Here is a 24,169-nt window from a genome sequence, read left to right as displayed (position 1 = left end):
TCATGCAAGCCATGCAGACACAACAATGGCTGTTGCTCGGCCTGGTGTTCGTCGCCGCCTTCGGCGCGGCGCTCGGCCTGATGCTGGTTTGTTCGCCGAACCGGCTGCGTGCGCGGCTGGAGCGGCTTGGCGGCGCCGGCACGGGCGCCGCGGGGACGGCGGGAACGTCGGCACGCAACGAGTGGGGCGCGCGGCTCAGCGAGTGGGCAAGGCCGGTGTCGCGCCTGGCGCTGCCGAAAGAGGGCTGGGAGAACTCGGCGCTGCGGGTGCGCTTCATGAACGCGGGCTGGCGCGGCGCCGCCGCGCCCACGCTGTACTTCGCCGCCAAGACCGTGCTGGCGCTGGCGCTGCCGCTGGCGGCACTGGTGGCGACGGTCGGCACGTCGCTGGCCAGCGACGGCGCACTGCTGGCGGTGCTGCTGATCGCGATCTGCACGGTCGGCTACTACCTGCCCAACGCGGTGCTGGCGCGCCGGATCGCCCAGCGCAAGCGCACCGTGTTCGAGGAGTTTCCCGATGCGATCGACCTGCTGACCGTCTGCGTCGAGGCCGGGCTCGGCCTGGACGCGGCGCTGATGCGCGTCGCCAGCGAACTGTCGCTGCGCTGCCCCGTGCTGGCGGGCGAGCTGGAACTGATGCTGCTGGAGATGCGTTCGGGCTTTTCCAAGGAGAAGGCGCTGTCCAACCTGGCGCTGCGCACCGGCGTCGAGGACGTCGAGCGCTTCGCCGCGATGCTGGTGCAGGCCGACCGCTTCGGCACCAGCCTGGGCGAATCGCTGCGGGTGCTGTCCGACATGCTGCGCACCAAGCGGCGGATGCTGGCCGAGGAACAGGCGGCCAAGATCGCGCTGAAGCTGCTGTTCCCGCTGATCTTCCTGATCTTCCCCTCGCTGCTGGTGGTGCTGCTCGGCCCCGCCTTCATCCAGATCGTGCGCGTGCTGCTGCCGACCATGACCGGACAGGGCGGATAACGCCGCCGGGCTTCGGCCCTCGGCTGGCCGCCATCACCCCAGGCAGTGCGGACAGCCTTTGCCCGGACCCGGTCCGGGCTTTTTCGCTGGGAGTCGTTCTGCCGCGCCGCGGCGCGGGAACCCGCGCACTTGACCGGTACCGCCGCATGCTGAACACTCCGAAGGCACAGGCCCATTGGAGGCCGGCTGGAGGCGGCATGAAGCTACGCGTTCTGAGCGATCTGCACCTGGAACACCATACCCCCGAAACGGTCCCCGACTGCGAGGCCGATGTCGTCGTGCTGGCGGGGGACATCGCCAATGGCCGCCATGGCATCGACTGGGCGGCGCGGCACCTGCGCGGGCCGATCGTCTATGTGCCGGGCAATCACGAGTACTACGACAGCACCTTCACCCGGGTCGATGCGCAAATGGCCGCCGCCGCGGCCGCGCATCCGCAGGTGCATCTGCTGACCGGCGGCGTGGCGGTGTTCGAACTGCCGGGCCAGGCGCCGGTGCGCGTGCTGGGCACGACATGGTGGGCCGACTACGCGCTGTTCGGCCGCGAGCGCATCGACGACGCGATGCAGGCCTGCGCCAGGGTGATGCTCGACCACCGGCTGATCTCGGTCGAGGACGACAGCGCGGACGGCGGCGAGGACGGCGGCGCGCACGACAGCGCGGATGACAGCGCGGACGGCCGCGGCGGCGGGCACGGTGGCATCCGCCGCTTCACGCCCGCCGACGCGCTGGCGCGCCATCGCGCCGAGTCGGCGTGGCTGGCCGGCGAACTGGACAAGCCCTTCGACGGCGCCACCGTGGTGGTCACCCACCATGCGCCGGACCTCGGCAGCCTCGACCCGCGCTATGCGCACGACCTCGCCTCGGCCGGCTTCATCTCGCGCCGGCCCGACCTGGTCCAGCGCGCCGACCTGTGGATCCATGGCCATACGCACACCAGCTTCGACTACCGCGTCGACCGCGCGCGCGTGGTCTGCAACCCGCGCGGCTATGTGCGGCGCGGCGACGGGGCGCTGGAGAATGCGAAGTTCGATTGGGGGTATGTGGTGGAGGTGTGAGGGTCGGTTGTGGTTCTCGCGGCCTTCTCTCGGGTTGGGGACAGGGAAGAGCCGCCGATAATCCCGCACCCGTCAGCCATCCCGACCGCCCCATACGCTCTGCCCCGGCAAGGAAGGAAGCCCCAAAACAAAAACCCCCACGGGCTTGCACCCGCGGGGGTTTCGACTGAAGCGACGACTCGCGCCGTCTCGGCAGTCTGGGCAGTCGGCCGAAGCCGACGGCCGGCGTGATTACATCATGCCGTCCATGCCGCCCATGCCGCCCATACCGCCCGGCATTGCCGGCGCCGACTCTTCCTTCGGCGTTTCGGCGATCGCGCAGTCCGTGGTCAGCATCAGCGATGCGACCGAAGCGGCGTTCTGCAGCGCGGTGCGGGTCACCTTGGTCGGATCCAGCACGCCCATCTCGACCAGGTCGCCGTACTCGCCGCTGGCGGCGTTGTAGCCGAAGTTGCCCTTGCCTTCGATGACCTTGGCCACGACGACCGAAGCTTCTTCGCCTGCGTTCAGCACGATCTGGCGCAGCGGCTCTTCCATCGCGCGCAACACGATCTTGATGCCGGCGTTCTGGTCGGCGTTGTCGCCGGTCAGGCTCGAGATCGCAGCGCGGGCACGCAGCAGGGCCACGCCGCCGCCCGGGACGATGCCTTCTTCAACGGCAGCGCGGGTGGCGTGCAGCGCGTCTTCGACGCGTGCCTTCTTTTCCTTCATTTCGACTTCGGTGGCGGCACCGACCTTGATCACCGCAACACCGCCGGCCAGCTTGGCCACGCGCTCTTGCAGCTTTTCGCGGTCGTAGTCCGAGGTCGCTTCCTCGATCTGGGCACGGATCTGCTTGACACGGCCTTCGATCGCGGCGGCGTCACCGGCACCGTCGATGATGATGGTGTTTTCCTTGCCGATCTCGACACGCTTGGCTTGACCCAGGTCTTGCAGGGTCGCCTTTTCCAGCGTCAGGCCGACTTCCTCGGCGATCACGGTACCGCCGGTCAGGATGGCGATGTCTTCCAGCATGGCCTTGCGGCGGTCGCCGAAGCCAGGCGCCTTGACGGCGGCGGTCTTCAGGATGCCACGGATGTTGTTGACCACCAGGGTCGCCAGCGCTTCGCCTTCGACGTCTTCGGCGATGATCAGCAGCGGACGGCTCGACTTGGCCACTTGCTCCAGCACCGGCAGCAGATCGCGGATGTTCGAGATCTTCTTGTCGAACAGCAGCACGAACGGGTTGTCGAGCTGGACGACTTGCTTGTCCGGGTTGTTGATGAAGTACGGCGACAGGTAGCCGCGGTCGAACTGCATGCCCTCGACGACTTCCAGCTCATCGGCCAGCGACTTGCCGTCCTCGACGGTGATCACGCCTTCCTTGCCGACCTTGTCCATCGCTTCGGCGATCAGCTTGCCGATCACTTCGTCGCTGTTGGCCGAGATCGCGCCAACCTGGGCGATTTCCTTGCTGGTCGTGGTCGGCTTGCTCAGCTTCTTGAGCTCTTCGACAGCCGAACCAACGGCCTTGTCGATGCCGCGCTTCAGGTCCATCGGGTTCATGCCGGCGGCAACGTACTTCATGCCTTCGCGCACGATCGACTGGGCAAGCACGGTCGCGGTGGTGGTGCCGTCACCGGCGTTGTCGCTGGTCTTGGAAGCGACTTCCTTGACCATCTGGGCGCCCATGTTCTGCAGCTTGTCCTTCAGCTCGATTTCCTTGGCGACCGACACACCATCCTTGGTCACCGTCGGGCCGCCGAAGCTGCGCTCGAGCACCACGTTGCGGCCCTTCGGACCCAGGGTCACCTTGACCGCGTTGGCCAGGATGTTCACGCCTTCGACCATCTTGTGGCGAGCGCTGTCGCCGAACACTACGTCTTTAGCTGCCATGTTCTAGATCTCCAGAATTCTGTACGGGAAATGTCCCGGGCGCGATTGCCGCCGCGGCGGAACCGAGGCGCCCAGGGGTTCCGGACGCGCGGCGCCCGGACAGCGACATCACTTGTTGATGACCGCCATGATGTCTTCTTCGCGCATGACCAGCAGTTCCTGGCCATCCACCTTCACGCTCTGGCCGGCGTACTTGCCGAACAGGACGCGGTCACCCACCTTGACGTCGAGGGCGATCGAGGCGCCCTTGTCATCCTTCTTGCCCGGGCCGACGGCCAGCACTTCACCCTGATCGGGCTTCTCGGCAGCATTGTCGGGAATCACGATGCCGGAAGCGGTCTTGGTTTCGTTGTCCAGACGCTTGACGATCACGCGGTCGTGCAAAGGACGCAGATTCATACGGACTCCTTAGTACAAGTGAGCATTTATTTGCAAAGTGGCCACCGCGGGAGTGCGGAGACCCTTGAAATCGGACGCCGGATGCAGGCTACAGCACGCTGTTAGCACTCGCACCCGGCGAGTGCTAATTATAGGGACGGGGTTTCGGGTTTTCAAGACGAGGTCTGAATACGGGTTTACCCGCGGAAAGGAAGGAAAAACGTCGCGGCCCCGCGCCGGGCAAGGCCGGACGGGCATTGTCTCTTATATTGTGCGGCCGGTATTTTTTCAGGCGGATGTCGCCCGGGGAGCCGATCTCCCTCTACCGTCGTCCCTCTTGCAAGCGGCGCCCCGGCGATTTTCGCCTTTCGACTGAAGACACCGGCCCCTTCACGGAGGAGACGGAAGGCTCAGGCCCCGCCCCGCAGCTGAGGCAAGACCGTCTGCGCGCAGGCGTCGATCCAGGCCTGCTGGTTGCCGCAGACGTTGTGCAGGAAGACCGCGTCGGCGCCCATGGCCAGGTCCTCGGCCAGCCAGGCCGCCTGTTGCGCGGCGTCGCAGGAGATGCGGACCGCGCGCTCGATGTCGTCCGGCGACACCGTCCGCGCGCGGGCATCGAATTCGGCGGGGGTCGCCAGGTTCGCCGCCGTTTCGCTGTCGAACACATTGGTGCGCCACTGTTCGTAGGCCATTCGGCGGGCCGCCTCGTCGCCCTGGGTGGGGTCGGCATAGGCGATCTTGGCCTGGATATGGACCGGCTTGGCCTCGCCGCCGCCCTCGCGGAAGGCATCGATCACCGCGCGCATGGTCTCGCGTGGGGCCGAGATCGTGATCAGGCCGTCGGCCCACTGCCCCGCCCAGCGCGCGGTCTGCGCGGTCAGCGCCGCGGCGAAGATCGGCGGCGGACGCTGCGGCAGCGTATAGAGCCGCGCGCGATCGACCACGATGCTGCCGTGGTGCGTCACCTCCTCGCCGCGCCACAGCGCGCGCATCGCGTCCACCGATTCGGTCAGCATGGCCTGCCGCTCGGCCTTGGACGGCCACGGCCGGCCGGTGATGTGTTCGTTCAGCGCCTCGCCGGTGCCCAGCGCGATCCAGAAGCGGCCCGGAAACATGGCCTCCAGCGTCGCCGCGGCCTGCGCGACCACGGCCGGGTGGTAGCGGCCGAACGGGCACGCGACCACGCCCGTGGGCAGATCGACGGTCGCCATCGCGGCGCCGAGCCAGGACCAGGAATGGCCGCTCTCCCCTTGCCGCTCGCTCCACGGATGGAAGTGGTCGGAGCTGCTGAGCGCGTTAAAGCCGGCCAGCTGCGCGGCACGCGCGTAGCGCAGCAGATCGCCCGGCGAGAACTGTTCGTGCGAGGCGTGATAGCCGATCAAGGGCATGGCGGACTCCTGGGCGGGATTGGGGATGGGCCGGTCGTCTTCTGGTCGTGTTCTGGTCGTGTTCCGGTCGTGTTCTGGTCGTGTTCTGGTCGTGTTCTGGTCGTGTTCCGGTCGTGTTCTGGTCGTGTTCTGGTCGTCAGGTGAACGACAGTGGCCGGCAGTGGCCGTCAGCCGGCCGCTGCCGGAACCGGATAGGCCAGCGTGGTCATCAGCGCGAGCGCGGCCTGGCGCGAATCGAGCCGGGTGTGCTGCACGACGATCGGCACGTCGGACTCGATCACGCTGGCGTAGTCGGTGTCCTCGGGGATCGGCTCGGGGTCGCGCAGATCGTTGAAGCGCAGATGCAGCGTGCGGCGAGCCGGTACCGTCAGCCGGTAGGGGCCCACGGGCTCGCGGTCGGCATAGAAGATCGTCACGGTGACATTGGCCTCGGTATCGCCGGTATTGAGCAGGCAGGCCGCCTCGTGGCTGTTCAACTGCCGGCTCGCGGCCGGGTCGGTCGGCGGCAAATAGCCTTCGGCAATCACCCAGCGCCGTTGTCCGATCGCTTCCATCGGTTTCTCCTTTGTTGTTCGCCAGTGGCGGGATTGGCAGTGTCCAGGCCGTCCACCGTGTCGACGATCACGGCGCAAAGCACGGCCGCTGCCGCAGCCAGCGATAGCCGTAGGCACGCAGCTTCAGCGCATGGGCCCCGTTCTGCTGCGGCGGATACGGGCCGTCGACCAGCATGTCGCGCAGCTCGCCGACCTCGACATCGGGCAGCCCCACCTCGACGTCCTGGCCCGACAGATTGGCGAAGGTGAAGACCACCTGTCCATCCAGTTCGTGCCGCAGCGCCAGCACCGCCGGGCAGCCCACGTCCATCACCGTGCATTCCCCGTAACCGATCTCCGGCATGCCGAGGCGCGCGCGGATCATCTTGCCCGTCCTGGCCAGCAGCGAATCGTCGCGCAGCGTTTGCTCGTAGATATTGACCTTGTCGTAGGCGAACGGCCCCTCGCGGATCACCGGCACCGGCAGCGAGTCGGGATCGGCGGGCGAGAAGCCGCCATTGACCTCGTCGGACCATTGCATCGCGGTGCGCACCGCGTGGCGTTCCTTTTGCGACAGATCCTCCCCCATGCCGATCTCCTCGCCGTAGCGCAGGATCGGCGTGCCCGGCAGAGAGAACAGCAGCGCATGGACCTGCGCGATGCGGCGCTGGTCGCCATCGAGCATCGGCGGCAGCCGGCGGCGGATGCCGCGGTTGTAGACGCGCATGTCCTCGTCCGGCGCGAAGCGCTGCATCACCTCTTCCCGCTCGGCCTCGCTGAGCCGCTCCAGGTCGAGCTCGTCGTGATTGCGGACCCATACCGCATATTGCGCGCGCTCGGGCGGGTCGGGCTGCTCGCGCAGCGCGCGCTCGATCGGCTCGGCGCGCTCGCGCGCCAGCGCCAGGAACAGGAAGTTGTTCAGGAAGAAGTTGGACACCAGCGTCAGGCGATGGCCCTTGCCGAAGTAGCGCGCGTAGTCCTCGGCCGGCACGTCGACCTCGCCGAGCAGCACCGCGTCGGAACGACGCAGCGTCGCGAACGCGCGCAGGTCGTTCAGCAGCCAGAAGCCGTCGTCGCGCGGGTCCGCCTCCTTCGCCCCGTCGATCATGTGTCCCGCCGCGTCGATGCGGAATCCCGATACGCCCAGCCGCAGCCAGAACGACATGATGTCCTCGATCTCGGCGCGCACGGCCGGGTTGGCGATATTGAGATCGGGCTGATGCGAATAGAAGGCGTGCCGGTAGTATTGCCCCGCCTCCTCGTCCCAGGTCCAGACGCTGTCCTCGACGGTCGGGAAGATCGGCTTGACGTGGGTCTCCTCCGGCTCGTCGGCCCAGACGTAGTAGTCGCGGTACGGCGAATTGCGGTCGCGCCGCGCCTCCTGGAACCAGCGATGCTGATCGGACGTGTGGTGCGCCACCAGTTCCACCATCACGCGGATACCGAGTTCCTCGGCCTTTTCCAGCAGCGCGACCATGTCGGCCAGGTCGCCGAAGCGCGGGTCGACCGCGAGATGGTCGGTGACGTCGTAGCCGCCATCGCGAAACGGCGACTGGTAGAACGGCGACAGCCAGATGCAGGTCACGCCGAGCCCGCGCAGGTATTCGAGATGCGCCGTCAAACCCTGGAGATCGCCCCAACCGTCGTTATTGCCGTCGCGAAATACGCTGACGTCGATTTGGTAGATGATCGCATTGCGGTACCAGAGCGAACGCATGGACTCTCCTTCCTGACGATTGAACGGCGACCTCGGGCGCGCGGTGCCGCGCCGCCCGCATCGATTACGGCTGCAGCGGCTGCCGCTGTTGCTGCGGTTGCGGCCGTGGCCGATGCAGCGGCTCCAGCAGGACGGCCTGCTCCGGCTGCAGCATGCCGTCGAAACGGCGGTCCGGACCTTCCGGCAGGCTGTCGATCGCGACGCGCCAGTCGCCCTCGAGATCGATCGGCAGCGGCCGTTCGGCGAAGTTGATGCAGACCACGCGCTCGTCGTCGCCATGCCGGCGGCGATAGGCCAGCACCTCGGGCGGCGACGGCAATTCCTCCCAGCTGCCCAGGCGCAGCGCCGGGCTGGCGCGGCGCGTCTCGATCAGCGTGCGGTACAGATGCAGCATCGACGAGGGCTGCGACCATTGCGACTGCACCGACAGCGTCGCGGCCTCGGGCGGGAACGGCAGCCAGGTGCGGGCCGCGCGCCAGCCATGCGGCGGCGCGAAGTCCCACGGGATCGGGCCGCGCGGACCGTCGCGTCCGCCCGGATCGACGCGCTGGCCCGGCTCGACCACCACGTCCTCGAGCCCCAGTTCCTCGCCCTGGAAGATGAATGGCGTGCCGCGCAGCGTCAGCAGCATCACGGCGGCGGCGCGGGCGCGGCGCATCGAGCCGCCGTAGCGGGTGCGATGGCGCTCGTTGTCGTGATTCGACAGCACCCAGGTCGGCCACGCCTGCGCCGGCTGCAGCAGCGCATCGACCTCGCGGATGCAGGTGCGGAACACCACCGGGTCCCAGGGCGCATCGAGCGGCGGGAAGTTGAACGACATGTGCAGCTCGTCGCCGGCCCCGTAGTACTGCACCACGGTGGCGGTCGAGCGGATATTGACCTCGCCGACCAGCACGCGATCGCCGGGATAGCTGTCGACCAGCTTGCGGATGCCGCGCAGCACCTCGTGGCTGTACGGGTCGTCGTTGAAGTCGGCCAGCGGCTCGCCCGCCAGGCAGCGCGGATGGTCGGCGAAGGTCGGGTCCTTGCCGGTGCAGTGCGCGACGTCGATGCGAAAACCGTCGACGCCGCGGTCGAGCCAGAAACGCAGCACGCCGTGCATGGCCTGCACGACCTCGGGATTGCGCCAGTTCAGGTCCGGCTGCTGCGGCAGGAACAGGTGCAGGTAGTACTGGCCGGTGGCCTCGTCCCAGGTCCAGGCGCTGCCGGCACCGAGCGCCGCGCGCCAGTCGTTGGGCTGGTCGCGCCAGATGTACCAGTCGCGCTTCGGGTTGTCGCGCGACGAGCGCGATTCGATGAACCACGGATGCTGATCCGAGGTGTGGTTCGGCACGAAGTCGAGCAGCACGCGCAGGCCGCGCGCGTGCGCCTCGCCGATCAGCCGGTCGGCATCGGCCAGCGAGCCGAACACCGGATCGACATCGCAGTAGTCGCTGATGTCATAGCCCGCGTCGGCCATCGGCGAGCGATAGATCGGCGAGATCCAGATCGTGTCGGCGCCCAGCGCGCGCACATGGTCCAGCCGCTCGATGATGCCGGCCAGGTCGCCGACACCGTCGCCATTCGCATCGGCGAAGGAGCGCGGGTAGATCTGGTAGACCACGGCGCTCTTCCACCACAGCGAGGTGTCGCGCGTCGCTTCGACGGTCTGCGAGGGATCGGCGGGCGGGCCGGGCATGGCCCCGGCCGGTACGGTGGCACGGACGTTCACATTCATGGGCACGCTGGCAATGACGGTTGTCATCCGCCCATCGATGCAGCTTCCATGCCTGTCTGGCGGCATCTGCGGGTTCGTCCGAGGCCCCACCGATATGGACGCCGAGGCGCCGTGGGACCGATGCGCAAATCCTGCGCGCGCGCGGTAATTTTTTCCGACGGGGGATCAGGGGGATGGAAGGGAGGCGGAAAGCGTGCCGACGGAGGCGGCTGGAGGAGCGGACACCGGCGCGGACAGCGGCGCGGCAGGTTTCAAGCGGCTAGGACAACAGCCCCGAGTCCTCGATATACCCGAGGGCCTGCCGTATCTCCCGGCGTGCCTTCAGGCTGTAACAGACCTGCCGGTCCCGCACCGTCAGCGCAACGATGTCCGCCTGCAGCAGCTCCTGGAAGATCCGCCCCGCGCGGCGCAAGTTCAGGCCGACCGCCGCGGCCAGGTCGGCAGCGGGCATGCCGTCCTCGCCGGCCTCCAGCAGCGCGCGGCAGATGTCGGCACGCGCCGGATCGGTCAGCAAGGCATAGCTCAAGGTGGCTTCCTGCTTGGGGTCCATGTCCGTACATTAGGCGCCACATCCGGCAATGGCAAGCCGCGTTCGGGGGATGACACACGGCCGCATCCACGTGCCGCTTGAACAAGGCAAACAAAAGCGGCCGGCCCCAACCAGGGTCGACCGCTTCCGCTTTCCGCGACGCAGCAGCCGCCGCCTACGCCATCACGAACGGCAACTGCCGCTGGCGCTTGCCGGTCAGCTTGAACACCGCATTGGCGACCGCCGGCGCGATCACTGGTACGCCCGGCTCGCCAAGCCCGGTGGGCGGGTCGTCGGACGGCACGAAGTGCACCTCCACCGGCGGCGCATCATTGATGCGCACCGGCGGGAAGTCGCCGAAGTTGCTGTTCCTGACCGCGCCGTTGTCGATCTCGATGGCAAACCCGGGCCGGATCATCGCCAGGCCGAACACACAGCCGCCCTCGATCTGCGCGCGCGCCGACAGCGGGTTGACCACGCGATTGGCATGCACGCCGGCGGTCACGCGATGCACGTGCGGCTGCCCGTTCTGCAGCGAGACCTCGACCACATAGGCCACCGCCGAATCGAAGGACTGGTGCACCGCGACGCCCCAGGCGCGGCCCGTCGGCAGCCTGCGCTTGCCGTAGCCCGACTTCTCCACCGCGAGCTGCAATGCCGCCCGCTGCCGTGCGCCCTTGACCGGATCGAGCTGCGCGAGCCGGTAGGCCACCGGATCCTGCTTCGCCACCGTCGCCAGCTCGTCGATCAGCGTCTCCTTGACGAAGGCCGTGTGCGTGTGGCCAACCGAGCGCCACCACAGCACCGGCACCTGCACCTTCGGGTGATGGACCGACAGCCGCAGCGGGAAGCCATAGTCATGGTCGACGATGCCCTCGGTCATGGTGTGGTCGACGCCGTCCTTGACGAGGAAGGCCTCGAACGGCGAGCCCATCGTCAGCGACTGGCCGACGATCGCGTGCTCCCAGCCCAGCACCCTGCCCTGCGCATCGACGCCGATGCGCGCGCGGTGCAGATGCAGCGGCCGGTAGTAGCCGCCGCGGATATCGTCCTCGCGGCTCCAGATGACCTTGACCGGCTCGCGATGGCCCTTCGCGACCCAGGCGCGCATCACCTGCGCGGCCTCCACCAGATAGTCCGAGGTCGGCACCGCACGGCGGCCGAAGCCGCCGCCGGCCATCATCGTCACCACCGAAACCTGCTCGGGCGGCAGGCCGAAGGCCTTGGCCAGCGCGCCTTGGTCGACCGTCTGGAACTGCGTGCCGGCCCAGACCTTGACGCGGCTTGGCTTGCCGCCCGCCACCTCGGCCTGCATCGTGCAGTTCAGGGGCTCCATCGGCGCGTGCGCCAGATACGGGAAGCGGTACTCGGCCTCGATGGTGCGCGCGGCGCCCGCCAGGTCGAAGGCATCGGCGCGCGGCGTCCTGCCGGGCTGGCGCGCGAGCTTCGCGTATTCCTCGTACAGCGCCGCGGTCGAGACCGTCGAGCCGCTGTCGTCCCATTCGGCCTGCAGCGCATCGCGCCCCTGCTTGGCCGGCCAATAGCCGTTGGCAATCACCGCGACGCCGGTGCCGCCGCCATCGGTCGGTACCTCCAGTACCTCGGCCACGCCCTTGATCGCGCGCGCCGCGTCGGCATTGAAGCGGCGCACCTTGCCGCCGAAGCGCGGCGGGCGCGCGACCACGGCGACCATCAGGTTGTCGAGCTGCGTGTCGATGCCGAAGCCGACCGAGCCGTCGAGCTTGCCGCGCGTGTCCAGCCGCGGCGTCGGCTTGCCGATCAGCGTGAAGCGCGACGGATCCTTCAGCGTGACCTGCTGCGGCACCGGAAGCGCCATCGCGGCCTGCGCGAGCTCGCCGTAGGTCGCGCGGCGATTGCCGGCGGTGACCACGCCTTGCGCGGCGGTGCACGCGGACGGCTCCACCTGCCACTGCTGCGCGGCGGCGGCCACCAGCATCGCGCGGGCACGGGCGCCGAGCTCGCGATACTGCTGGTACGAGTGCTTGACCGCGGTCGAGCCGCCGGTCATCTGGATCCCCATCGCGGGGTCCTTGTACGGATCGCCGGCCGGCGCCAGCACCGCGCGCACGTTGCGCCAGTCGACGTCGAGCTCCTCGGCCAGCGCCATCGGCAGCGCGGTGTGCACGCCCTGGCCGAATTCGAGCCGGTTGACCGCGACCGTCACGGTGTTGTCGGGCGCGATCACGATGAAGGCCTGCGGCGCGGCGGCCGGGCCCTTCGCGGTGGGCGCGGCAGCCTCGTCGGCGCGGACTTCACCCAGCGGCGCGATGCCCAGCGCCAGTCCGCCGCCGGCCATGCCGGTCAGCTTCAGGAAGGTGCGCCGGTCGATGCCGGCGGCCGGCGCGTCATGGCTGTCGTGCGCGCCATGGGCGCCATGGGCGCCATGGGCGTCATGCGGGCCGTCGCCGGCACCGCCGGATAGCGCGGCAATCCGCGCGCCAAGTCGTTGCATTTGCATGGTGTCTCCGGTAGCCGATCAGCCCAGCGTCTTGGCCGCGTCCTTGATGGCGGCGCGGATGCGCTGGTACGTGCCGCAGCGGCACAGGTTGCCCGCCATCGCCTGGTCGATATCCGCATCGGTCGGCTTGCGCTTGTTGCGCAGCAGCCCGATCGCGCTCATCACCTGCCCGTTCTGGCAATAGCCGCACTGGGACACATCGTTCCTGACCCAGGCATCGAGCACCGCGCGGCCGACCTTGTCGGTGCCGGCGCCTTCGATCGTCGTGATACGCGCGCCCTGCAGCGCGGAGATCGGCGTCACGCAGGCGCGGATCGGCTGGCCGTTCATGTGCACCGTGCAGGCGCCGCAGGCCGCGATGCCGCAGCCGAACTTGGTCCCGGTCATATGCAGCTGATCGCGCAGCGCCCACAGCAGCGGCGTGCTCGGATCGGCGTCGACCTGCATCGGCTTGCCGTTGATTTCCAGCGTCGTCATGGGGATCGTTCCTTGTCATGCCGCCCCCTTGTCGAACCGCCAGCCACGCGCGCCGCGACAGGGGGCGGAATGCCGGTGGCGCGCTAAAACGACGCAAGCATAGTGCAAAGTCGCGCGTTTGTTTGGCGCGAAATCGATGCTGTCAGCGGAGCGCAAGGTTGATGACAGCCTGGTGTCAGATTGGTCGCGCTGCCGGGAAAGACGCTGGGTCCCCGCCTGCGCGGGACGCCCGGGACCAGGCCAAATTCCCGATGTTGCGGTCAGCCGGGCGGAGCATTCATTGAGCCAATGAACCGTGGACAAGTGGTGTAAAGCCACCGATAGCGGGCAACGGAATGGCTATTGCGCGTACTAGGGAGCATCCGCCAGGTTCCGAACCCAGGCGCCAAAGTTCTCGTTCTCGAATTCGTACAAGCCCCGAGGCGACTTTGACACGACGCCCTTCTCGTCGAGGCGTGCGAGCGCCTTCTGCACGTGGGCAGCGCCAAGGACCTCGATTCCAAGTTGCTCCCTGAAGGCTGCGAGCAGGGAGCGTGCGAAAGGCTTGACGGCTGGGTTGTTCGCAAACTCTTTTACCAAGAGACGTTCCAGGGCGCTCAAGTTCGCCCACGTGGCCTCGTGATTCTCGGCCAGCGCCAGCTTCTCCAGTTGTAGGGCAACCGCCTTGGCAAAGCTCATCTTCGGCTGCATCATCAGCGTCACGGCGACTTCGAGCAGCGGCTCCGGTCGCTGATGGAACTGCTTGAACGCTGCCTTTGCCTTCTTCAGATCGAGTGTGCGGCCGGTGGAGGCGGCAAACTGCTTGGCGACGAACTCGACAAAATCGTCGTCCAACAGCGGAAAGTCCTGCAGCGGGTGGCCTGCCGAGTAGAGCGGAGCCCGCGTATCGGTAAAGACGTGACCCAGTTGGGTGCGCGACGAGCCGGTGAACACTACGCGGAGCCGTTTGTTGTACTTGGTCAGAGCCGTGCGAAGGGCACGCGCCACATCCTCGCCCTCCTCACTGCGCCCCAGAGACTGGGCCTCGTCGATCAGCAGCAGAACCTGACTGTCGTTTGTCAGGCGGCCAAGCAGGTCATCCAGTCGCAGCGCCATGTCGACGGCCAGCCGCCCCTTCTCGTCACCCAACTCGATCGTCCCCTCGACGGATCCGGCGCCGACGGATGCCTTCCCCTTGATGGACTTGATCGAAGGCGACAGTTTCGCCTTCAACCTGCCGGCGAACGTCCTCGGCGTCTTGGCAGTCTCCAGGGCGTGCAATAGTGCGGCACCAGGAGTTTGCCTGGTCTGCCAGAGATCGACATATACGACGAGGTAGCCGTCCTTCTCCGCGGCAGGGGTCAAGTCATGCCGCAGGAACACGGTCTTGCCCGTGCGCCGTGGCGCGAAGATGGTCAACGAGGCAAGGATTCCCGCGTTCAGCGCCGCAAGGTACGACCGGGCGAGTTGAGGCCGAGGGAAGTGCCAGAGGTCCGTGAGCTTCATGGCATTACACCGAATTATACGTGGTCGGTATAATTATACCCACGACGGATAATTATGGATAACGCCGGGGCCGTGATAAGCGGAGGCATAAAAAACCGCCCGCGTCGGCGGGCGGTGTAGGACAAGGTGTCGGGCAAGGCGTCGAGCCCGAGTGCTCAGGCCATCGCGCTGCGCTGCCCTTGCGCGCGGCGCAGGCCCACCCACTGCAGGCACGCGAACACCGCCACGCCCCAGGCCTGCAGCAGCACGAAGGCGCTGCCCAGCCAGGTCGGCGACAGCCAGCCGGCGGCCAGCAGCAGCATGCAGTCGATCGCCCACAGCGCATTGCAGGCGATCACCGCCAGCACCAGCGCGCGCGGCATCGGATTGCGCGTCGCCAGCAGGCCGACGATGGCGGCATAGGGCAGCAGGACCAGGCCGGCATAGCGCAGCCAGGACGCCGGAATGGCGAACCAGTTCGACAGCACGTTGGCATCGAACACCATCAGCAGGCCCATCAGGCCGCTGACGATGGCGTCGGCAATCAGGACATGGCGCAGCAGGCGGGTCGGTTGGACGGTTTGCATGGTCGATCTCCGTAGGGTGAAGGGAAGGCTAAGGGAAAACGAAGGGAAAAACGAATGGCGGTTGCGATGGCTTCATCATCGTCGCTGGCCGCGCGCAATGCGATGACCTGCAAGGTAATCGCCGCAATACCGCGGCAATACCGCCGCCCTTCCACCGCCCTTCCACCGCCCTTCCACCGCCCTTCCACCGCCCTTCCACCACCCTTCCACCGCCCTTCCGCCGCCCTCCGCCGCGCTCCGCCGCCCTCCGCCGCCCTCCGCCGCCCTCCGCCGCCCTCCGCCGCCTTTCCGCCGCCTTTCCGCCGCCTTTCCGCCGCCTTTCCGCCGCCTTTCCGCCGCCCTTCCGTCCCCCTTCCGCCGCCAATCCGCACGGCCCCTACCTCAAAACGCCGCCGAGCGCCATCCCCAAATGCGCCCCGACTTTGCGCCTTATCGGCGCTTGGCCGGCATCGGCCTGTCGCTATAGTCGCCCGATGCTGCCGGACCCGCGTCCGGCGTGGCCCCCGTTGCCCGGCACCGCGCCGGATGGCACGGGAAGCCGCCCTGCTCCCGCACCTTGTCCGCCCGTCGCCGGCACCACGCCATGCGCCAACACACCTTCCCATGACGTCCGCTCAGGAAGCCCCGCCCCTGCCCGCCCTGCCTCGCTGGCAGCGCGTATCGCTTGCGTCCGCGCTGTTCTTCCTGCTGGCGATCGCCGGCATCGCGCTGACGCGCTATCCCGGCAACGCCGCCATCGTCTGGCTGGCCACCGCGTTCGGTGCCGGCGTGATGCTGCACCAGCGGCCGCGCGAGCGCGCCTGGATGCTGGCCGGCATGCTGGCGGCGGGCGTTGCCGCCAACGCGATGTTCGGCGACCCGTGGTGGCTGGCGCTGATACTGGGCGCTTCCAATATCGCCGAGATCCTGTTCGTCGCGTGGCTGGCGCCGAGCATCAGCGGCGGGATCGGCCGGGCCAGCGCGGTGCCGCTGGCCCGCTTCGCGCTGATGCTGGGGGCGACCTGCACGCTGGCGCCCGTGATCGGCGCCACCATCGGCGCCGCGGCCATCTCCGCCGCCTATGGCCGGCCCATCGGCGACATCTGGTCGACCTGGTGGAGCGCCGACGCAATCGGCATGCTGATGCTGGTGCCGCTGTCGGTCACCTACTCGCGCGAGCGCCTGCGCGAGACGTTTTCCCGCGCTCGCCTGCCGCGCGTGGCCGGGCTGCTGCTGTTGACCGCCTCGGTCGGCGGCCTGTCGGTGTTGCAGACCCACGACCCCTTCGGCGTGCTGTCGCTGCCGCTGGTGGTCGCCGCGCTGTTCACCAACCCCTTCACCACCGCATTGCTGACGCTGCTGTCGATGCTGGTCACGGTGATGCTCGGACTGGCCGCGGCACAGGCGGGCCTGGTCGACGCGCCGGCATTCCTGACCCATGCGATGAAGCTGTCGACCAGCCTGATCCTGGTGTTCCCGGTCTGCATCGCCTACCTGAGCGAGCAGAATCGCCGCGACCGCAGCGAGCTGCGCGGCAGCGAACGGCGCTTCCGCCAGGCGATGCAGCATTCGGCGATCGGCATGGCGCTGGTCAGCCTCGACGGCCGCTGGCAGCAGGTCAATCGCGCGATGTGCGAGCTGTTCGGCTACAGCGCGGCCGAGCTGAGCCGCATCGCCTTCCAGGACATCACGCACCCGGACGACCTCGCCGCCGACCTGGCGCAGCTCGAACGGCTGGTGGCCGGCCAGACCGACAGCTACCGGATGGAGAAGCGCTACCGCCGCAAGGACGGGAACTTCATCTGGACGCTGCTGGCGGTATCGCTGGTGCGCGACGAGGCCACCGGCGCGCCGCTGCATTTCATCGCGCAGGTCGAGGACATCCATGAACACAAGCTCGCGCAGCAGCGGCTCGAAGCGCTGTCGCGGCGCACCGAGCTGGCCGTCGAAGCGGGCCGGGTCGGCATCTGGGAATGGGACATCGCCGCCGGCACGCTGTCATGGGACCGCCGCATGCACGCGCTGCACGGCACCGAGGCCGCCGCCGGCGCACCGGACCTGGACGGCTGGATCGCGATGGTGCATGCCGACGACGTCATGCGCGCGCGCCACGAGATGCGCCAGGCGGTCAAGGGCACGCAGCCCTTCGACACCCAGTACCGCATCGTGCGGCCCGACGGCGAGGTGCGGCATATCCGCGCGATGGCGGTGGTCTCGCGCGCCGACGATGGCACGGCGCTGTCGATGGTCGGCACCAACTGGGACATCACCGAGCACCATCGTCTGACGGAGGCGCTGTTCGAGGAGAAGGAGCGCCTGCATATCACGCTGCGATCGATCGGCGATGCGGTGATCTGCACCGACGCCGCGCTGCGCATCACCTTCATCAATCCGATCGCCGAGCAGCTGACCGGCTGGACCATGGCGGAGGCCGACGGCCGGCCGCTCGCCACGGTCTTCCACGTGGTCGACGAGACCACCGGCCAGCCGATTGCCTGCCCGGTCGCCAAGTGCCTGCAGACGCTGCGCCCGGTCTATCTCGAAGACGGCGCGGTGCTGATCAGCCGCCATGGCGAGCGCCACGACGTGCAGGACTCCGCCGCGCCGGTGCTGACGCCGCGCGGCGACGTGATCGGCGCGGTGCTGGTGTTCCAGGACATCACCACCGCGCGCGCGCTGCAGCGCAAGCTCGCCCATTCGGCGATGCACGACGCGCTGACCGGGCTGCCCAACCGCATCTGGTTCGAGCAGCGCCTGCGCGAGGCGTGCGAGTCGGCGCGCGAGTTCGATCAGCAGCATGCGCTGTGTTTCATCGATCTGGACCGCTTCAAGATCGTCAACGATACGGCGGGCCACGCGGCCGGCGACGTGCTGCTGCGCGAGCTCGGACACGTGATCCGCAGCCAGGTGCGTCCGGGCGATCTGCTGGCGCGCCTGGGCGGCGACGAGTTCGCACTGCTGCTGCGCAACTGCTCGGTGGACCAGGGCGAGCGCGTCTGCCTGAAGGTCATCGATGCGATCCGAGCGCGGCGTTTTCCGTGGGAAGGCCGCGTCTACGACGTCGGCGCGAGCGTCGGCATCACGGCGATCGATCGCGAGGCGCCACCGCTGGGCGAGCTGATGAGCCGCGCCGACGTGGCCTGCTACGCCGCCAAGGCGGCGGGCCGCAATCGCGTCTCGGTCTATCGCCGCGACGAAAGCGATGCGCGCCGTCACCATCGGGAGCTGCAGGTGGCCGCGGGCATCCACTCGGCGCTGGAGGCCAACCGCTTCCGGCTGTTTGCGCAGGAGATCCGCGCACTGGCGCCGGAGGCCGGGGGTACGCCGCCGGCATCGACGACAGCATCGTCCTCTGCATCGGCGTCCGCATCGATGCCGGCATCGGCGTCCGCATCTGCGTCCGTATCGGCATCCGCATCTGCGTCCGCATCGCCGGCTGCGTCCTCCCCTCCGACCCATATCGAGATCCTGGTGCGCATGGTCGATGAGCACGGCAGCCTGGTGATGCCCGGCGCCTTCATCCCGGCGGCCGAGCGCTACGACCTGATGGGCCATGTCGACCGCTGGGTCATCCAGCACGTGCTGCGCGATTTCGGCGCGCGGCTGCTGGCGGTGCCCGGGCTGTCGGTGTCGATCAACCTGTCGGCCAATTCGCTGGGCGAGCCCTTCCTGCTGCCGTTCCTGCATGCCGAGCTGTCGAACTCGGTGCTGCCGGCCAGCCGCATCCGGCTGGAGATCACCGAGACCGCGCTGATCAACAACATGGCCGCGGCCAACCGGCTGGTCGCCGACATGCGCAAGGCCGGCTGCACCATGGCGCTGGACGACTTCGGCGCCGGCCTGTCGTCGTTCGCCTATCTGAAGCAGTTCCCTGTCGACTACCTGAAGATCGACGGCAGCTTCATCCGGCATCTGGCCGCGAGCGCCGTGGATCGGGAAATCGTCAGCTCGATCAACGACATCGGCCACCGGTTGGGCATCCGAACCGTGGCCGAATCGGTCGAGGACGAAGCCACGCTGGACGTGCTGCGCGAGATCGGCGTCGACTATGCGCAGGGCTATGCGATCGGCCGGCCGATGCCGCTGGAGGACTACCTGGCGCGCTGCGCGGGCAGCGTGCCAGGCGAGACGGCGCAGCGGCAGTCGCGGTAGCGACGGCTCGCCGCGGTTCGCCGCGGTGTCGCCGCGGTGTCGCCGCAGTTTCGCCGTGGGGTCCCGACCGGCTTGCGACAGGCTCGCGGCGCGGTCGCGGACGATCGCCGCAGATCGCCGCTGCCGGCCCGGCCTGATCAGCTCGCACTGGCGGTGGCGGCCATCCGGTGCAACAGCGGCACGCGGTCGTCGCGCACATCGCTTTGCACGTCACGCTGCGCATCGTCCGGCGCCTCCCCCGGCGGCTCCGACGCGCCATCGGCATCGCGCGTCGACACAGCCTCCTGCTCGCGCCCCGGATCGATGCAGCGGCCGTCGAGATGACGCAGCACCAGCTTGATTGCCAGCCGGCATTGCTCAGGCGTCTGCGCGGACTCGATCGCGGCCACTACTTCGGCATCCGCACCGAGGGTGCGCATCAGCGCGCGTGCCAGGCTGCGCTCGGCCAGCGCCTGCGCGGAACCGCGCGCCTGCAGATGCTGCATCACGCGTGCCGCGATCACATGGCGGTGATCGGCCGCGTTGCCGGCATCGAGCTGCGCGCAGGCCGCGGCGATCGCCTTGGAGGCGGCGGCGTCGTTGCCGGCGGCGGGCGTCAGCACCTGCCGGGCCGTCAGTGCGGCGTCCCGCAGCGCGCGCCGGCTCTTGACCCATTTCACCATCCGGTAGACCGCGAAACCGAGCCAGCACAGCCCCAGCACCCCGCCCACCACCATCAGCCCCGTGCCCGCGGTAGCCGCGGTCACGGTGGTCAACGCGGCCACCGTCAGTCCGAGCACAGCGCCGTTGACGCCCAGCGTGCCGGCACCGTACGCGATGCGCAGGCCGGCCTTGCGCACATCCTTGTTCGCGGACTCGATCGCCTCGCCGATCTGGCTGTCGCAGTACTGCATCACGGTGCGATAGAAGTCCGCGGTCTGCCGCAGTTGGGCGGGGTCGGCCTCGCCGACGATGCGCTGCCGCCGCGGGGACAGCGGCTGCGCCTTGCAGACGGTGGCCGCAGCGCCGTGGCGCTCGAGGCCGTCCAGGGCGGCGGCCAGCGGCGAACGCCGCAGGACCTCGCGCCGCTGATGCAACGCCGCGCGCTGCCTGGCCGAGTCTCGCCACTGCATGACACCGGTGACGATTTGGGCCGTCGACATGGCCACCGACGCCGCGCATCCCGCGATGCCGGTCCAAGGCAGCGCGGCCGCCACGGTGGGAAGCATCCGGCTGAGCACCTGCAGCACACCGGACGAGGCGGCCACGCCCTGCACGACGGCATCGCGCGCCAGCGTCAGGCCGCTGCTGAACAGCTTGCCGTCGTTGTCGCCGCGCTCCGCGCGCGAATGGCGATACAGCAGGAAGGCGTCGAGGCTGCCGTCGTCGCGCAGCGCCTGCCGCTGCTGCCGCCGCACCGCGCGCTCGGCGGGCAGCGCCGCCTCGGTGCGCGAAGCCAGCCGCTGGCGCAGCGCCGCTTCGCACCGGGTGTGATCGGCGGCGGTATCCCGGAGCCGCGCGTCCAGACGGCCGCGCTTGCGCACCACCTTGACGAATCGTGCGATCGCCACGCCAGCCTCCAGCGCCGCCAGCACCGGCATCGCGATTCCGATCCGAAAGCTGCACGTGGCGAGGATGCCGGCGCTCGGAACATCGCGCAGCATGGCGGGCAGTTGCGCGCCGCGCACGCCAGTCAGCGCGGCGGCCAGCAGCCCCCAGAACGGATAGAGCACGCATTCGGTCTTGCCGAGCCGGCCGATCGGCTTGGTGGCCTTGTCGGCGGTGATGCGGCACGCCACGCCGGCGAGCACCGCGGCGTCGGCGCCGACCTTGCCGGCGGCCGCAGGCGGCGGCAACGGTCCTTGCCGCAACGGTCCTTGCAGCGGCCCCTGCGGCAATGGGGCCGTCAGCGGCAAACCCGTGAAGGAAGGTGCAAAGGCAGTCGTAGGCATGATGGTCGTCCCCGCAACGGCCGCCAGGCGCTGCTGGCGACACATCGCAAATACACTGCAGACACAAGACCGACGCACCGTATGGTGCGGCGCACTATCGAATTCGGGATGGCGGGAATGTACGACGTGTGCAACTGCAAAAGTCACGCGGAATGCGTGCTTCTTTAGTTTCCGGGCAAGCGAATCGGAAGGACCTCACCTCGATCTTGATCCGCAAAGGTGGGATGGCATCGTGCGTGAACGCACAGAGACCGGAAGTGCGGCGTCGCTACGCTGGGACCACGCCCGCTGGGCCCATCCGCGCTACCGGAAAAGACAGGAGACCGCGCCATGCCGCCACGCAGGCCCGCCCACGCACCCGACGCCCGCATCGAAGGCGTGTTCAGCCGCATCGAGGCAATGACGCTCGAGGACTGCCCGATCGAACCGGGCTGGGTGCGCGCCGGCCGGCCGCATGCGCGCGCCGCGACCCACGCGATGGCGCGCGACGGACTGGCGTCGACCCATCTGTGGGAATGCAGCGCCGGCGCGTTCGCCTGGCGCTTCAGCGTCGAGGAGACCGTGCTGATCCTCGACGGCGAGGTGCGGGTGACCAGCCCCGGCGGACAGGTGCGCACGCTGCGGGCCGGCGACGTCGGACATTTCCCGGCGCATACGACCTGGCTGTGGGAGGTCGACCGCCATGTGCGCAAGATCGCCTTCTGCCGCCGCGAGGTGCCGTGGCCGCTGAGGCTGGCGACGCGGGCGCTGGATCGGCTGCTCGAACGTGCCCGGGCACTGAGGTCGGACAGCGGCGCGGAACCGCGCGGCGGCCGGGACGCCGGGATGTCGTCGGCGCCTTGAGGGCCTGGAGGCCCTGCGCGACCGGGGGATTTGGGGCCCGGAGCACCCGGGCACCTTGAGCACCTTGAAGCACCTCGAGTACGGAGCACGCGGAGCACTGAGGACCTGCGGACCTGAGGACCAGGCCATCTCCCGTCCGCCGTTCGGAAATCCGAACACGCCCACACCACGCCCGCTCGGAAATCCGAACGCGGTCGCCAGCGCGCGAAACTTTTCCCTTTGGTTTCAATCACTTGCAGGCTGCTGTCAGCCTGGCAAAGCTGGCACGCCTCGTGCGAACTAGGCCCCCCATCTATAGCGCCGCCCCCCGGCTGCGCCACAACGATGGAGGAAACGACATGGCAGCCCCCACCCCGCCCGCCCGGCCCACACAGCGCCCCCGATTGCGTCCCCGCCGGCTGACCTGAAGCCGGCCCGCGTCGCCGCACGGGCGCTCCGGCGTCCGTCGAGCTGTGCGGGGCGGTACGCCGCCTTGCGCGTCTTTCGTTTCCCAAGCTGTCCGGCCCGCGCCGGACGCCCCAGGTTTGAATCACGATGAAACTGAACCGACTGCCCACCCTGATCCTGTTCGCCATGCTGCTCGGCCTGCTGGCCGGCACCACCGCGCACCACCTCGCGCCCGATGCCGCCGCGGCCAAATCGATCGCCAGCCATCTGTCGATCCTGACCGACGTGTTCCTGCGGATGATCAAGATGATCATCGGCCCGCTGGTGTTCGCCACGCTGGTCAGCGGCATCGCCAGCATGGGCGACGGCAAGGCGGTGGGCCGGATCGGCCTGAAGGCGATGGGCTGGTTCGTGATCGCCTCGGTGACCTCGCTGCTGCTGGGCCTGGTGATGGCCAATCTGCTGACGCCCGGCCATGGCATGAACCTGCCGCTGCCGCCGGCCGACGCCACCTCCAACCTGAAGACGGGCGCGCTGAACCTGCGCGACTTCGTCACCCACATGTTCCCGAAGAGCATCGCCGAGGCGATGGCCAACAACGAGATCCTGCAGATCGTGGTGTTCTCGCTGTTCTTTGGCTTCGCGCTGGGCGCCGTCAAGGACGGTCCGGGCAAGCCGCTGCTGGCGGCGATCGATGGCCTGGCCAAGGTGATGCTGAAGGTCACCAACTATGTGATGGCGTTCGCCCCGGTCGGCGTGTTCGGCGCCATCGCCGCGGTGATCACCGCCGAGGGCCTGGGCGTGCTGACGGTCTACGCCAAGCTGCTCGGCAGCCTGTATCTGGCGCTGGCGCTGCTGTGGGCGGCGCTGATCTTCGGCGGCTATCTGTTCCTCGGCCGCGACGTGTTCCGCCTGCTCAAGACGCTGCGCGCGCCGCTGATGATCGGCTTCGCCACCGCCAGCAGCGAGTCGGCCTATCCGAAGGTGATCGACCAGCTGACCCGCTTCGGCGTCAAGGAGCGAATCACCAACTTCGTGCTGCCGCTCGGCTACTCGTTCAACCTCGACGGCTCGATCATGTACACCTCGTTCGCGGCGCTGTTCGTCGCGCAGGTCTATGGCATCGAGCTGACGCTGACCCAGCAGATCACCATGCTGCTGGTGCTGCTGGTCACCAGCAAGGGCATCGCCGGCGTGCCGCGCGCCTCGCTGGTGGTGGTCGCCGCCGTGCTGCCGATGTTCGGCCTGCCGGAGGCCGGCATCCTGCTGGTGCTGGGCATCGACCATGTTCTCGATATGGGCCGCACCGTCACCAACGTGCTCGGTAACGCCATTGCCACGACCGTCGTCGCCAAAAGCGAAGGCGCGATCGGCGCGCCGGTGCCGGAAGAAGCGGACGACACCGCTGAAGACGGCGCTACCGACCTGGCACCCGTCCAGGTCCTGGCGAGCAAGTAGCCTCCCTGCCTGCTCCACGGGGCGTGCCAGGGGCCCGACCGCCAATCCGGCGGCCGGGCCTTTTTCATTCGGGGCGCCGGGTGATGAAGGGCAGCGGACCCGAGCGTCCGGGCCGGCTCACCGGGTGTGATAAAAGAGAGCGCATGCAGATAACCGCCATGCCGAACCGCCAGTCTTCCGCCGTGTCTTCGCCCCGTTCCGGCCCTGCCGCCGCTGCTGCTGCCACCGCTGCTGCCGTCCCCTCCC

18 protein-coding genes are annotated in these 24,169 nt (G+C 68.6%); 5 read left to right on the top strand and 13 right to left on the bottom strand.

The features are described 5' to 3' along the window. Window positions 1-2: 2 nt before the first annotated feature. Together AC6EI8_RS09675 and AC6EI8_RS09670 are read left to right on the top strand one after the other, a co-directional pair. On the top strand, window positions 3-971 hold the full coding sequence (locus AC6EI8_RS09675) for a type II secretion system F family protein (protein WP_498381818.1): 969 nt from the start codon (window positions 3-5) through the stop codon (window positions 969-971). A 197-nt stretch (window positions 972-1,168) separates the two neighbouring features. After that, window positions 1,169-2,029, top strand: a complete 861-nt coding sequence (locus AC6EI8_RS09670) for a metallophosphoesterase (protein WP_226107402.1) — start codon at window positions 1,169-1,171, stop codon at window positions 2,027-2,029. A 231-nt stretch (window positions 2,030-2,260) separates the two neighbouring features. Here the strand turns inward: AC6EI8_RS09670 and groL are convergent, their stop codons facing one another. The 11 genes from groL to AC6EI8_RS09615 form a co-directional block, all read right to left on the bottom strand. Continuing rightward, window positions 2,261-3,904, bottom strand: a complete 1,644-nt coding sequence (gene groL, locus AC6EI8_RS09665; protein WP_149316898.1) for a chaperonin GroEL — start codon at window positions 3,902-3,904, stop codon at window positions 2,261-2,263. Between the two features lie 108 nt (window positions 3,905-4,012). Continuing rightward, window positions 4,013-4,303, bottom strand: coding sequence for a co-chaperone GroES (gene groES / locus AC6EI8_RS09660; protein ID WP_149316897.1), 291 nt, complete (start codon window positions 4,301-4,303; stop codon window positions 4,013-4,015). 389 nt (window positions 4,304-4,692) lie between these two features. Further along, entirely contained in the window at window positions 4,693-5,670 is a 978-nt protein-coding gene (locus AC6EI8_RS09655) for a TIGR03885 family FMN-dependent LLM class oxidoreductase (protein WP_149316896.1), read from the bottom strand. 167 nt (window positions 5,671-5,837) lie between these two features. Further along, window positions 5,838-6,224, bottom strand: coding sequence for a sensory rhodopsin transducer (locus AC6EI8_RS09650; protein ID WP_149316895.1), 387 nt, complete (start codon window positions 6,222-6,224; stop codon window positions 5,838-5,840). A 67-nt stretch (window positions 6,225-6,291) separates the two neighbouring features. Then, window positions 6,292-7,920, bottom strand: a complete 1,629-nt coding sequence (locus AC6EI8_RS09645) for an alpha-amylase family protein (protein ID WP_149316894.1) — start codon at window positions 7,918-7,920, stop codon at window positions 6,292-6,294. Window positions 7,921-7,984: 64 nt separating this feature from the next. Then, the gene (locus AC6EI8_RS09640) at window positions 7,985-9,664 is read right to left on the bottom strand and encodes an alpha-amylase family glycosyl hydrolase (protein WP_498381817.1); all 1,680 of its coding nucleotides are present in this window, start codon (window positions 9,662-9,664) and stop codon (window positions 7,985-7,987) included. A 232-nt stretch (window positions 9,665-9,896) separates the two neighbouring features. Beyond that, entirely contained in the window at window positions 9,897-10,187 is a 291-nt protein-coding gene (locus AC6EI8_RS09635; protein ID WP_149316893.1) for a winged helix-turn-helix domain-containing protein, read from the bottom strand. 154 nt (window positions 10,188-10,341) lie between these two features. Next, window positions 10,342-12,645, bottom strand: a complete 2,304-nt coding sequence (locus AC6EI8_RS09630; RefSeq protein WP_226107398.1) for a xanthine dehydrogenase family protein molybdopterin-binding subunit — start codon at window positions 12,643-12,645, stop codon at window positions 10,342-10,344. An 18-nt stretch (window positions 12,646-12,663) separates the two neighbouring features. Continuing rightward, complete coding sequence (locus tag AC6EI8_RS09625) at window positions 12,664-13,122, bottom strand: (2Fe-2S)-binding protein (protein ID WP_149316891.1); 459 nt, start codon at window positions 13,120-13,122, stop codon at window positions 12,664-12,666. Between the two features lie 351 nt (window positions 13,123-13,473). Next, the gene (locus tag AC6EI8_RS09620; RefSeq protein WP_149316890.1) at window positions 13,474-14,607 is read right to left on the bottom strand and encodes an ATP-binding protein; all 1,134 of its coding nucleotides are present in this window, start codon (window positions 14,605-14,607) and stop codon (window positions 13,474-13,476) included. A gap of 155 nt (window positions 14,608-14,762) precedes the next feature. Continuing rightward, the gene (locus tag AC6EI8_RS09615) at window positions 14,763-15,173 is read right to left on the bottom strand and encodes a hypothetical protein (protein WP_150081736.1); all 411 of its coding nucleotides are present in this window, start codon (window positions 15,171-15,173) and stop codon (window positions 14,763-14,765) included. 603 nt (window positions 15,174-15,776) lie between these two features. Here AC6EI8_RS09615 and AC6EI8_RS09610 point away from each other — a divergent pair. Next, entirely contained in the window at window positions 15,777-19,304 is a 3,528-nt protein-coding gene (locus tag AC6EI8_RS09610; RefSeq protein ID WP_498381816.1) for a diguanylate cyclase, read from the top strand. 137 nt (window positions 19,305-19,441) lie between these two features. Here the strand turns inward: AC6EI8_RS09610 and AC6EI8_RS09605 are convergent, their stop codons facing one another. Continuing rightward, window positions 19,442-21,235, bottom strand: coding sequence for a hypothetical protein (locus AC6EI8_RS09605; RefSeq protein ID WP_498381815.1), 1,794 nt, complete (start codon window positions 21,233-21,235; stop codon window positions 19,442-19,444). A gap of 330 nt (window positions 21,236-21,565) precedes the next feature. On the opposite strand from AC6EI8_RS09605, the gene AC6EI8_RS09600 reads away from it, so the two are divergent. Further along, window positions 21,566-22,078, top strand: coding sequence for a cupin domain-containing protein (locus AC6EI8_RS09600; protein WP_498381814.1), 513 nt, complete (start codon window positions 21,566-21,568; stop codon window positions 22,076-22,078). A 534-nt stretch (window positions 22,079-22,612) separates the two neighbouring features. Next, window positions 22,613-23,923, top strand: a complete 1,311-nt coding sequence (locus AC6EI8_RS09595; RefSeq protein ID WP_498381813.1) for a dicarboxylate/amino acid:cation symporter — start codon at window positions 22,613-22,615, stop codon at window positions 23,921-23,923. Window positions 23,924-23,987: 64 nt separating this feature from the next. Here the strand turns inward: AC6EI8_RS09595 and AC6EI8_RS09590 are convergent. Next, a partial coding sequence (locus tag AC6EI8_RS09590; protein WP_498381812.1) for a hypothetical protein occupies window positions 23,988-24,169 on the bottom strand: 182 nt, incomplete at its 5' end.

It is taken from the genome of Cupriavidus sp. R6-3 (assembly GCF_059772245.1).
The sequence above is the reverse complement of the archived record's forward strand: the minus strand, read 5'-3'. Positions and strand labels throughout refer to the sequence as shown.